Below are 12,641 nucleotides of genomic sequence, written 5' to 3' on the forward strand. Positions count from 1 at the left end.
CGGCCTCCCATGGATCTTGCGCGTAACTCAGAACCAGCAGGCTTTTCTCATGTCCGCCTCCATGCACCGTTACCGTTCCCACACCTGCGGCGCGCTCCGCGAATCCGATGTCGGGCAGGTCACCCGCCTGTCCGGCTGGTGCCACCGCATCCGCGACCATGGCGGCGTGCTGTTCATCGACCTGCGCGACCATTACGGCATGACGCAGTGCGTGATCGACCCGGATTCCCCGGCTTTCAAGCTCGCTGAGACGGCCCGGTCCGAGTGGGTGGTCCGCGTGGACGGCAAGGTGCGTAAGCGCCCGGCGGGCACCGAAAATGCAGAGCTGCCCACCGGCATGATCGAGGTCTACATCACCGACCTTGAGGTGCTCGGCCCGGCGGACGAGCTGCCCATGCCGGTCTTCGGCGACCAGGAATATCCGGAAGAGACGCGCCTCAAGTACCGCTATCTCGACCTTCGCCGCGAGAAGCTGCACAACAACATCATGAAGCGCGGCGCCATCGTGAACTCGCTGCGCGCCCGCATGCAGCAAAGCGGCTTCTTCGAGTTCACGACGCCGATCCTGACGGCCTCCTCGCCCGAGGGCGCGCGCGACTTCCTCGTGCCTTCGCGTATCCATCCCGGACAGTTCTACGCGCTGCCGCAGGCTCCGCAGCAGTTCAAGCAGCTGATCATGATGTCCGGCTTCGACCGGTACTTCCAGATCGCCCCCTGCTTCCGCGACGAGGACCCGCGCGCCGACCGTCTGCCGGGCGAGTTCTACCAGCTCGACGTGGAGATGAGCTTCGTCACGCAGGAAGACATCTTCCAGACCATGGAGCCGGTGATCCGCGACACCTTCAAGGAGTTCGCGGACGGTAAGCCGGTGACGGAGGTATTCCCGCGCATCCCGTATTTCGAGTCCATGCTGAAATACGGCTCCGACAAGCCGGATCTGCGCAACCCGCTCATCATCGCCGACGTGTCGGAGGTGTTCGAGCGTGAGGACGTGACCTTCAACGCGTTCAAGAACGTGGTGAAGGGCGGCGGCGTCGTGCGCGCCATCCCGGCGACGGGCGCAGCCTCGCAGCCGCGCTCCTTCTTCGACAAGCTCAACGACTGGGCCCGCTCGGAAGGCGCTCCCGGCCTCGGCTACATCGTCTACGAGGAAGAGGGCGGCCAGATCGTCGCCAAGGGCCCGATCGCCAAGTTCATCCCTGACGCCGCCCAAGCGATCATTCGCGAGAAGGCGGGCATCAAGGCGGGCGATGCGGTGTTCTTCTCCGCAGGCAACGAGGACAAGGCCGCCTCGCTCGCCGGCAAGGCGCGCGTGCGCATCGGCGACGAGCTGGGCTTGGGCAACAAGGACCAGTTCGCCTTCTGCTGGATCGTCGACTTCCCGCAATATGAGTGGAACGAGGACGAGAAGAAGATCGACTTCTCCCACAACCCGTTCTCCATGGGCAACATGGGCCACGACGAGTTCATGGCGCTTAATCCGTCGGACAAGGACAAGATCCTCAAGATCACGGCGTTCCAGTACGACATGGTCTGCAACGGCTACGAGATGGCTTCGGGCTCGATCCGTAACCACCGCCCCGACCGGATGGTGAAGGCGTTCGAGATCGCGGGCTACGGCGAGCAGGAAGTCATGGACCGCTTCGGCGGCATGTACCGCGCGTTCCAGTACGGCGCTCCTCCGCATGGTGGCATGGCCGCTGGCGTGGACCGCATCGTGATGCTGCTCTGCGGCGCGCAGAATCTGCGCGAGATCACGCTCTTCCCCATGAACCAGAAGGCGGAAGACCTGCTGCTCGGCGCGCCCTCCGAGGCGACGCCCAAGCAGCTGCGCGAGCTGCACATCCGCACGAATTTGCCGGAGAAATAAGCCGGTCGGCTTATTGATGATTTCCCTTTTCGGCAGTGCTCAGGCGCTGCCGAAAACGTTTTGAGCGCCTGCATGGGCCAGATGTTCACCCTGCTGCTGGAGAAGAACATTGACGCCAAGGCCTAGGGCGCTCACAAGGGCCATAGAAACAAAAACGGTTGGGTAAGGAGCGTTGAGATGGGAGACAACATCTCGCAGGATCTGAAATCGGGAGCGATGTTCTACCATCAGCATCCGCGTCCCGGTAAGCTCGAGATCCAGCCCACCAAGCCCCTCGGCAACCAGCGCGACCTGGCGCTGGCCTATTCGCCCGGCGTGGCCGCCCCTTGCGAGGCGATTGCCGCCGATCCGGAACAGGCCGCCAATCTCACCTCCCGCCAGAACCTCGTGGCCGTGATCTCCAACGGCACCGCCGTGCTCGGCCTGGGCGATATCGGCCCGCTCGCCTCCAAGCCCGTGATGGAAGGCAAGGCGGTCCTGTTCAAGAAGTTCTCCGGCATCGACGTGTTCGATATCGAGGTGGACGAGAAGAACGTGGACAAGCTCGTCGAAGTGATCGCGGCTTTGGAGCCCACCTTCGGCGGCATCAACCTCGAAGACATCAAGGCCCCGGAATGCTTCGAGGTGGAGGAGCGGTTGAAGGCCCGCATGGGCATCCCGGTCTTCCACGACGACCAGCACGGCACCGCCATCATCGTGGGCGCCGCCGTCACCAATGCCCTGGAGCTTGCGGGCAAGAACATCGCGGACGTAAAGATCGTCACGTCGGGTGCAGGAGCAGCCGCGCTCGCTTGCCTCAATTTGCTCGTGTCGCTCGGCGCCAAGCGTGAGAACATCTGGGTTACGGATATCGAAGGCGTCGTGCATGACGGCCGCAACGAGCTCATGGACCGCTGGAAGTCGGTCTATGCGCAGAAGACCGATGCACGCACGCTCGCCGATGTGATCGTCGATGCGGACGTGTTCCTGGGCTTGTCCGCTGGCGGCATTCTGAAGCCGGAGCTGCTCGCCAAGATGGCGCCGCGTCCGCTCATCATGGCGCTCGCCAATCCTTACCCTGAGATCATGCCGGAAGAGGCGGAGGCCGCCCGTCCCGACGCGATGATCTGCACAGGCCGTTCGGATTATCCGAACCAGGTCAACAACGTCCTCTGCTTCCCCTACATCTTCCGCGGTGCGCTCGATGTGGGCGCGACCACCATCAACGAGGAAATGAAGGCCGCTGCCGTGAAGGCGATTGCGAGCCTTGCGCGAGAAGCCCCGTCCGAAGTCGTGGCGCGCGCCTATGGCGGCGAGGCGCATCCCTTCGGGCGCAAGTCGCTGATCCCGAGCCCGTTCGATCCGCGCCTGATCCTGCGCATCGCGCCGGCTGTCGCGAAGGCTGCCATGGATTCCGGCGTTGCCAAGCGCCCGCTGGAGGATCTTGAGGCTTACGCCGAGTCCCTCGGCCGCTTCGTGTTCCGCTCCGGCTTCATCATGAAGCCGCTCTTCTCGCAGGCGAAGTCCGATCCGAAGCGCGTGATCTATGCTGAGGGTGAGGACGAGCGCGTGCTGCGCGCGGTGCAGGTGATCGTTGAAGAGCGGATCGCAAAGCCGATCTTGATCGGGCGTCCGAACGTGGTGGAAGCGCGCATCAAGCGCTTCGGTCTCTCCATGGAGATCGGCAAGCATTTCGATCTCGTGAACCCGGAAGACGATCCGCGCTATCGCGATTACGTCGCCACTTATGTGGAAGCGGCAGGCCGCAAGGGCATCACGCCGGATGCGGCGAAGACTCTCGTTCGCACCAACAATACCGTGATCGGCGCGCTTGCCGTTCGACGTGGCGATGCGGATGCGCTGATCTGCGGCCTCGAAGGCCGCTTCCAGTCGCGCGTGAAGCACATCAAGGACATCATCGGCCTTGCTCCCGGCGTGCACGAGATGGCGGCTCTGTCCCTCGTCATCACGTCGAAGGGCGCATACTTCCTCGCCGACACGCATGTGCAGTTCGACCCCAGCGCGGAAGAGATCGCCGACATGGCGATTGCCTGCGCCAGCCACGTGCGCCGCTTCGGCATGGAGCCCAAGATCGCGCTGCTCTCGCATGCGGATTTCGGTGCGGCCGATACCCGTTCCGCCGTGAAGATGCGCAACGCGTTGGCGTGCATCAACGACCGCGCGCCTGAGCTTGAGGTCGATGGCGAGATGCAGGCGGACGCCGCGCTCTCCCAGATGATCCGCGACCGCGTGAACCCCGGCTCGCGCCTGACGGGCGAGGCGAACGTGCTGATCATGCCGAACCTGGACGCTGCCAACATCGCCTTCCAGTTCACGAAGATCCTGGCGGATTCGCTCCCCGTCGGCCCGATCCTCATCGGCCCGGCAAAGCCCGCGCACATCCTCACGCCATCCGTGACGGCGCGCGGCATCGTGAATCTTACGGCGATTGCGGTGGTGGAAGCGCAGGCCACCGAGCAGGATCAGCCGACGCTGATCTGATCGCAGTCATGAATTCATGTGTCGTGCATGGCCGGGCTCGTCCCGGCCATCTCGATTCAGAAGAGCGCATTTTCCTCTCCCGTCATTCCGGACGGAGCGTAGCGAAGATCCGGGATCGCGCGCAGAATAGAGCGCCGCTCTCGTCTGACGATCCCGGGTTCTGCTCCGCAGTCCCGGGATGACGGCGGAGAGATCCCGCCAAAACGTCCGCTCACTCCGCCTTCGCGGTGATCTTGAACTTCTCCAGCGCCGCCTTCGGATCGGAGGCGAGCATGTAGTCCATGACGCCGAAGCCGGACGCGCTCTTCGGTTGAGCCTCAATGGTAAGCTTACCAGGCTTCTCGATGAAGCGGGCGATGGCCTTGCCGAGCATTTGGGCGTTTTCCGAGTTGCCGATCATGCTCGACACCACGAGCGGCGTGGCGCCCGCATAGAGCTTCCTCAAGGCATCGGGCGTGGCGCCTTGCTCCTTGGCGGCAAACTCGAGATAGCGGTCGAAGAGGCCGCGGTTCTCGACCACGATGTTCAACGACTTCGCCTTCGAGCTCAGCAGGGCGGCAGAGGCCGCTCCCTCGTCGGGATTGAACAGATCCGGGCTGACATTGCCGATGAGGCCCGTCATGCGCACGCTGCCCATGTCCTTTCCGTCCAGCGAGAACTCCTTGATGGCGATCTCGTTCGTGGCCTCGTTCCAGGTGGCGGCGAGAGTGGAGGATGTCTCGAACGACTTGTAACCCAGCGCGCGAAGCTGCAGGGCCAACTCGTCGGTCGTGTTGTCCGGATAGGACAAGGAAGCATTGCGCTGATCGAACCGGATATTCGTCGGAATGCCGTTGCGCGGCTTGTCGGCGGTGATCTCCATGGAGCCGACGATCATACGCACGCGCTCGGTCGGCTTGTCGTCCGCGGCCGGTGCGTCGATGTCCATGTCCGTGATGGTCAGCGTTCCCAAAGTCGGGATGAGGCTGCGCATCGCCGCATGGTCCAGATTGTCCAGCGACTTGCCTTCGAGGGCCTTCAGCCCGTTCAATGTCGGCGCGAGAGAGAAGCCGGTCAGGCTGACCGCTCCGACTTTCAGGCGGGTTTCCTCGTCCACGATCTCGACGCCTTCGATCCGCGCCTCTGCAGGCTTCGCGCCATTCGCGCCCGTATAGGCCATCCGCGCGATGGTGCCGGTCCCGTTGCTGTCCTTGCCGCCGCTCTTGATCGTAAAGCCGGTAGCCTCGATCAGGCCGGCGTCGAAAGCATTCATGAGATCGGCCACGCTCTGCAGCAGGCGTGTCTTTTCCTCAGAGGAATGCTCATCCTTCCCGGACATTTCCTCGATGAAGGTGAGAGTACTGCTCCAGGAATCCTTGATGGGACGGATCATGACGTCACGGCCGCTGAGACGCGCGATCTGAACACTGCCTTTTCCGTCGCGTGTCGCTGCATCGATCTTTTCGATGCTGAAGGCGCCATAGATTTTCGTGAGAGGAGCCGAGGCGTCTTTCGCCTCGTAAACCCGCGCGAAGGAGGGCAGATCGAAATCGGTGATGGTGCTCTTGCCGTAGCTGATGAGCGTTGGGCTGTTCTCACCGGTTTCCTCGATTGCCGTCGTCTCGGCCGTTGTGGAAGCGATCTTGCCGTTGACGACATCGTTGATGGAAACATTCCGATAGAGGATCGTCTGCGTTCCCTTGCCGAGCTTCTGCGTGACCTTCAGTTCCGGCACGATTACCTGCTTGGCACTGACCCGGGCCAGGCGATCCGCGAAGGGTTCCGAGCCGGAAGAGAACAGGCCCTCGATCTCGCGGCGGACGACGGAGGCGCCGCTGAACGTCACCTGCTTCGCCTCATAGGTGAAGGCACCCCAAGTGAAGCGGACATTGTCGAGGGTGAAGCTGTCCGCACTCTGCGCGAAAGCCGCGCTCCATAGCGGCGCCTTCACGGCGCCGATGGTAATCTGCTGGGAGCCATTGTCGAAGGCGAGGTTTCGCAGAACTGCAGGCTCGAATTGCATGGCGGCCGTGCCGGCCATGAGAGCAAGCGCGCATACGCCTGAGCGATGAAGGAGCTTCATTTTATCCCCACAAGAAGCCAAAGGCCTGAAGCTCTAGAAAAGCTCAGGCCGAAAAATCTCGTGAGAGGCTAGGGCGGGAGACAGGGTTTCACAAGGAGAACGAGGTGCCGCAGCCACAGGAAGCTGTGGCGTGAGGATTCTCGATCTTGAAGGACTGGCCGATCAGATCGTCCACGAAATCGATCACGGAGCCGTCCATGTATTGGATCGAGACTTCATCGACCACCACGGTCGCCCCATCCTTCTCGATCAGCAGGTCGTCGTCCTGCCGGGTCCGGTCCACGTCGAAGGCATATTGGAACCCGGAACAGCCGCCTCCATTGACGCTGATTCTCAGCATCGAGCCTTGGGGCTCGGCGGCCATGATCTCGTTGATGCGGCGGGCGGCGCGTTCGGTCAGGGAAATTCCAGCCATGGGTGCTTCCGGTCCTCACAAGGACATAAGTCTTGGACAAGCTCTTAAGAGCAAGGTAAGTGCGCCCTGACAAGGCTTCAACCCGGGAATGACACGTGCGGCCCTTTGGCGAGAGATGGCGAGCCTCCTATGCCTGCAATCCGTGGGCGAGCCGTGGTCGCCTTTTTCCTGAGGCGGCATCGCCCACCCGCAGCGATTTCCAGCGTGACCGGGACCGGATCATCCATTCCTCGGCCTTCCGAAGGCTCAAGCATAAGACGCAGGTGTTCGTCTATCACGAGGGTGACCATTTCCGGACGCGCCTGACCCATACTATCGAGGTGAGCCAGATCGCCCGAGCCCTGGCCCGTTCGCTTGGCCTGGACGAGGATCTGGCGGAGGCCCTGGCGCTCTCCCACGACCTTGGTCACACGCCGTTCGGCCATACGGGCGAGGATACGCTCGAAGAATGCATGGCGGCCTTCGGTGGCTTCGATCACAACGCCCAGGCCTTGCGGGTCGTCACACGCCTGGAGCGACGCTATCCCGATTACGATGGGCTCAACCTGACCTGGGAGACCCTCGAAGGGCTGGTCAAGCATAACGGCCCGCTCCTCGAACCCGATGGCAAGCCGACCCTGCGCTATGCCGAGCGCGGCGTCCCGCTCGCGATCCTGGAATACAACGCCATCCAGAACCTTGAGCTTGCCACCTTCGCCAGCGGCGAGGCCCAGGCCGCGGCGATTGCCGATGACATTGCCTATGACGCTCACGATATCGACGATGGCCTGAGAGCAGGGCTGTTCAAGATCGACGACCTGCGCGAGGTGCCGCTCCTCAACGAGATCCTGACCGAGATCGACAGCCGCTGGCCGAGCCTCGACCTCTCCAGGCGCATCCACGAACTGACCCGCCGGGTCATCACCCGCTTCGTGGAGGACGTGGTGAGAGAGGGCGACCGGCGGATCGCGGCGCTGAACCCTCAGGCCGCCGAGGATATTCGCAAGGCGTCCGAGACGGTGATCTGCTTCTCCAAGGAAATGCGGGATGCGGATGCCGCGATCAAGCGCTTCCTCTATGCCCACATGTACCGTCACTCGGAGGTGATGCGGGTCCGAGCCCAGGCCGATGCCATCCTGGGCGACCTCTTCCGCCGCTTCACAGCCGAACCGGAGCTGATGCCGGAGGAATGGCAGGCGGATTTGCCGAGGGACGACGAGCCGCGTCTCGCCCGCCGGGTGGCGGATTACATCGCGGGCATGACGGACCGTTATGCGATCCTCGAACACCGACGTTTGTTTGACGTAACGCCGGACCTGCGCTAGGCGCAGCACAGCATTCAGGGCCGCAGGCTCTTCAGAGACAAAGTACCATGAACATTTTCGGGTTGTTTGAGAAGCGGGTTGCCGATGCGCTTGGCCGTCTAGCCGGCGAGGGTAAGATTCCATCGGGGCTGGACGTGAGCCGTGTCGTGGTCGAGCCGCCGCGCGATCCGTCCCATGGCGATCTCGCCACCAACGCCGCCATGGTGCTCTCCAAGGAAGCGCGCATGAACCCGCGCGCTCTCGCCGAGCTGCTCGTGGCCGATCTCCAGAACGATCCGCGCGTCACCAAGGTCGAGATCGCGGGCCCCGGCTTCATCAACATCCGCCTTGCTCCCGAAGTGATGCACGAGGTGCTGCGCGCCGCCGTGGTGGATGCTACCGGCTTCGGCCGGAGCGGGCAGGGCGCGGGCCAGCCCGTCAACGTGGAATACGTCTCGGCCAACCCGACCGGCCCGATGCATGTGGGCCATTGCCGTGGCGCGGTGTTCGGCGATGCGCTTGCCGGTCTTCTCGACTTCGCGGGCTACAAGGTGAGCCGCGAATACTACATCAACGATGCGGGTGCGCAGGTCGATGTGCTCGCCCGCTCGGCTTACCTCCGTTACAAGGAGGCGCTCGGCCATAACATCGGCGAGATTCCGGAAGGGCTTTATCCCGGCGATTACCTGAAACCTGTCGGTGAGAAGCTCGCCAAGGAGCACGGCGACAGCCTCCTGAGCAAGCCGGAAGCCGAGTGGCTGCCGCTTGTGCGCGAGGCCTCCATCAACGCGATGATGGACATGATCCGCGCCGATCTCGCGGTGCTCAACATCCATCACGACGTGTTCTTCTCTGAGCGTTCCCTGCAGCTCGGCGCAGAGGATAAAGTGAAGAAGCTGATCGAGGATATGCGCAGCCGCGACCTCGTCTATATGGGCCGCCTGCCGCCGCCCAAGGGCCAGAAGGACGAGGACTGGGAAGATCGCGAGCAACTGCTGTTCCGCGCCACCGCGTTCGGCGACGAGGTTGATCGTCCGCTGCTGAAGTCCGACGGCTCCTACACCTATTTCGCCTCCGACATCGCCTATCACCGCTCCAAGTACGAGCGCGGCTTCGCCTCCATGATCGACGTATGGGGTGCGGATCACGGCGGCTACGTAAAGCGCATGCAAGCGGCGACGAAAGCCGTCACCGACAGCAAGGGCGACCTGGATGTAAAGCTCTGCCAATTGGTCAAGCTTCTGCGCGGCGGTGAGCCGGTGAAGATGTCCAAGCGTTCCGGCGACTTCGTGACCCTGCGCGACGTGGTGGACGAGGTGGGCCGAGATGCGACCCGCTTCATGATGATCTTCCGCAAGAACGATGCGACGCTGGATTTCGACCTCGCCAAGGTCGTGGAGCAGTCCAAGGACAACCCCGTCTTCTATGTGCAATACGCGCACGCCCGAAGCGCCTCGATCTTCCGTCAGGCGTCTGAGGCTTATCCGGGCGAGGACTTTTCTGCGGCTCAGCTTGAGAAGGCCGATCTGTCGATCCTCACGGACGAGGCGGAGACCGATCTCATTCACCGCATTGCCCAGTTCCCGCGCATGGTCGAGGCGGCTGCAGAGGCTCACGAGCCCCACCGGGTCGCGTTCTACCTCTACGACCTCGCCAGCGCCTTCCACAGTCTCTGGAATAAGGGCAAAGACTTGCCGCAATTACGCTTTGTTAATCTAACTGATAAAGATTCAACAAAAGCGAGGCTCGCGCTCGTGCATGCCCTGAAGGGTGTGCTGGCATCTGGCCTCGCAATCCTGGGCGTCACGGCACCCGATGAAATGCGCTAACGTTTTCTCAAGCGGATCAACCGTTTAGGGAAAAAGTCTGCGCCGGATGCTGTCACGTCTTGCCGGCGGAGCGTTGGGCTCCTGTCGCGTAACTGGAGGACCGGCGCATGAGCGAATCAGTGAAGCCCCGTTTTGACGTCGATCTGTCTGAGATCGAGCGTCAGCTTGCCCAGGCGGGCTCCCCTCAGGTCCAGCCCGCCGCCGCAACGCGTAGCGATCCCTTGGCCGAATTGGCTCGGATCGTGGGCCAAGACGACCCTTTTCAGGCCATTTTGGCCAATGATGACGCGGTAAGGCCGCGTCCGCAGGCCTCTGCGATCGACGATCTTTTTGCGGCACGCGACACTATGACGCCCGTCTCTCGCCAGGCTCCGGCTCAGGCGCGTCACGCGGGGTTCGAGGTTCCCGATCTCGACCTAGGCAGCTATGCCCAGCCTGCCGCCCCCCGCAGCAATGCTCAGGCTTATGGCTATCAGCAGCAGGCTCAGCCCCAGCAGGCGTCCTACAGTCAGGATGCCTACGAGCAGGGCGATTATGCCGACGAGTATTACGATGACGGCGCGGACAATTACGCCGGAGGCGGTTACGGCCAGCCCGAGCGCCTCGATTATCCGGCTGTCGAGAAGCCGAAATCCCGCAAGGGCCTGATCGCCGCCGGCGTCGTTCTCGGCGCCGTCGTGATCGGTGGCGGCGGTACGTATCTGTTCAGCGGCTCTTCGAGCGTTTCAGGAAACGGCACGCCCGTTCTCGTCCAGGCAACGACGGAACCGGTGAAGGTTCAGCCGCAGAACCCGGGCGGGGTCGAAATTCCGAACCAGAACAAGCAGATCTACGAGCGCTCTCAGAACACCGACACCAAGGTCGTGAACCGCGAGGAGCAGCCGGTCGACGTGCAGCAGGCCGTGCGTTCCAATGGCGGCTCCGCTGTTGCCGATGCAACCGGCACGACTGTTCCGGGTGCAGCTCCTCATGCTCGCGGTGCTTCCAACAGCCTGAACCTCGGCGAGCCTCGCAAGGTTCGCACCGTCACGATCCGTCCCGACGGCTCCGTGGCCGGCGCGCCTGAGTCCGCCAACGCTCATTCCGCTCCTGCCCAGGTTGCCGCCATGACCCTTCCGGCGGCTGCTCAGCCTGCGGCGGTTCAGACGGCCTCGGCTCAGCCCAGGCCTGCTCCTGCCGCGCCTGTAGCCGCGCCTGCCACTCCGGCTCCCGCGCCGAAGCCGGCACCGGTTGCAGCCGTTCCTGTCGAGACGCCTGCCGCTGCTCCTGCCCCGCAACGGGTGGCCTCGGCTCAGCCGGTTCCCGTCGCTGCTCCTGCCGCAACGGCTGCGGACACCACAGCTCTGGCTGGCGGCTATGCCGTTCAGCTGGGTCTCGCCAATTCGGAGACGGCGGCGGAAACGGCTTTCTCCGGCTACCAGCGCAAGTACCCGGATCTCGAAGGCATGCCCTCCCTGATCCGCAAGGCCGAGGTGAACGGCAACACCATCTACCGCGTCCGGGTCGGCCCCCTGTCTCGGGAAGAGGCCTCCTCCCTCTGCTCCAAGCTGCAGGGCCAGGGCGGCCAGTGCTTCGTCGCCAAGAACTGAGGCGGCGAACTGAGGCGGCTTGGCCGACAAGACTTCTTGACCCTTGTACTCAAGGGCCGTAAGGCGCGGGCATGAAAACCCGCGCCTTTATTGCTGGCTGCTCCGGCCATGAGCTGACCCCCGACGAGGTTGCCTTCTTCAAAGAGGCGGCTCCCTGGGGATTCATTCTGTTCCGCCGCAACGTCGATACGCCTGAGCAGGTGAGGGCGCTTTGCGCCTCCTTGCGCGAAGCTGTCGGGCGCGAGGAGGCTCCGATCCTGATCGATCAGGAAGGCGGCCGGGTTCAGCGCATGGGCCCACCGCATTGGCCGAAATATCCCTCCGGCGCCACCTATGGCGCCCTTCACGCCAACGATCCGCTTGTCCAGCGGGAGCTTGCCCGTCTCGGCGCGCGCCTGATCGCCCATGACCTGCGTTCCGTCGGCGTGACCGTGGATTGCCTACCTGTGCTCGACGTGCCGTCACCGGGAGCACATGACGTGATCGGCGACCGGGCCTATGGCAAGACGCCCGAAAAGGTGGCCGTGCTGGGTCGCGCCGCCGCCGAGGGTCTCATGGCGGGCGGCGTCCTGCCGGTGGTCAAGCATATTCCCGGCCACGGACGGGCAGGGGCTGACAGCCATCTGGCGCTGCCCGTGGTCGAGGCGTCTCGCGAGGAGCTGGAGCGTCACGATTTCGCGCCTTTCCGCATGATGACCGACATGCCTCTCGCGATGACGGCGCATGTGGTCTACACGGCCATCGATCCCGAGCGGCCTGCCACGACATCTCCCAGCGTCGTGCAGGACATCATCCGCAATCATATCGGCTATGACGGGCTTCTCATGACGGACGACCTTTCGATGAAGGCGCTGTCGGGCACCTTCCGGGAGAAGACCGAGGCTGCCTTTGCGGCAGGCTGCGACATGGCCCTGCATTGCAACGGCCAGATGGATGAAATGACGGAAGTGGCGGAAGCCGCGCCGCTTCTTGAGGGCCTTGCCCTTACGAGAGCAGAGGCCGCGCTTTCCCGTATCCGGCACGAGCCGGAACCCCTCGATCCTGTGGATGCGCGTGCAAGACTCGACGCCGCTCTTGCGATGATCGCATAAGCGCCCCAAGGTCGCACCCCG

The 12,641-nt window shown here is 63.3% G+C and carries 8 protein-coding genes; 6 read left to right on the forward strand and 2 right to left on the reverse strand.

Going from position 1 to position 12,641, the window contains the following annotated elements; all coding sequences use genetic code 11:
• The first annotated feature begins 61 nt into the window (after window positions 1–61).
• Window positions 62–1,870 (forward strand): aspartate--tRNA ligase, encoded by a 1,809-nt coding sequence (aspS, locus tag MHY87_RS16590; RefSeq protein ID WP_239353749.1) that lies wholly within the window; start codon window positions 62–64, stop codon window positions 1,868–1,870.
• A gap of 177 nt (window positions 1,871–2,047) precedes the next feature.
• Window positions 2,048–4,351, forward strand: a complete 2,304-nt coding sequence (locus MHY87_RS16595; protein WP_239353680.1) for an NADP-dependent malic enzyme — start codon at window positions 2,048–2,050, stop codon at window positions 4,349–4,351.
• 211 nt (window positions 4,352–4,562) lie between these two features.
• Here MHY87_RS16595 and MHY87_RS16600 read toward each other — a convergent pair whose 3' ends face one another.
• Both MHY87_RS16600 and erpA read right to left on the reverse strand, forming a co-directional pair.
• Window positions 4,563–6,413: a hypothetical protein gene (locus MHY87_RS16600; RefSeq protein WP_239353681.1), complete on the reverse strand. Its 1,851-nt coding sequence runs from the start codon at window positions 6,411–6,413 to the stop codon at window positions 4,563–4,565.
• Between the two features lie 88 nt (window positions 6,414–6,501).
• The gene (erpA, locus tag MHY87_RS16605; protein ID WP_239353682.1) at window positions 6,502–6,828 is read right to left on the reverse strand and encodes an iron-sulfur cluster insertion protein ErpA; all 327 of its coding nucleotides are present in this window, start codon (window positions 6,826–6,828) and stop codon (window positions 6,502–6,504) included.
• A 95-nt stretch (window positions 6,829–6,923) separates the two neighbouring features.
• On the opposite strand from erpA, the gene MHY87_RS16610 reads away from it, so the two are divergent.
• From MHY87_RS16610 to nagZ, 4 genes are all read left to right on the forward strand, one after another.
• Window positions 6,924–8,132, forward strand: coding sequence for a deoxyguanosinetriphosphate triphosphohydrolase (locus MHY87_RS16610; protein WP_239353683.1), 1,209 nt, complete (start codon window positions 6,924–6,926; stop codon window positions 8,130–8,132).
• Window positions 8,133–8,179: 47 nt separating this feature from the next.
• Entirely contained in the window at window positions 8,180–9,940 is a 1,761-nt protein-coding gene (gene argS / locus MHY87_RS16615; RefSeq protein ID WP_239353684.1) for an arginine--tRNA ligase, read from the forward strand.
• A 107-nt stretch (window positions 9,941–10,047) separates the two neighbouring features.
• A complete protein-coding gene (locus MHY87_RS16620; protein ID WP_239353685.1) occupies window positions 10,048–11,529 on the forward strand; it encodes an SPOR domain-containing protein in 1,482 nt (493 codons plus the stop codon).
• Between the two features lie 71 nt (window positions 11,530–11,600).
• Window positions 11,601–12,620, forward strand: a complete 1,020-nt coding sequence (gene nagZ / locus MHY87_RS16625; protein ID WP_239353686.1) for a beta-N-acetylhexosaminidase — start codon at window positions 11,601–11,603, stop codon at window positions 12,618–12,620.
• Window positions 12,621–12,641: the final 21 nt, after the last annotated feature.

Origin of the sequence: Microvirga sp. ACRRW (assembly GCF_022346925.1) — a bacterium.
Classification (GTDB): Bacteria; Pseudomonadota; Alphaproteobacteria; order Rhizobiales; family Beijerinckiaceae; genus Microvirga.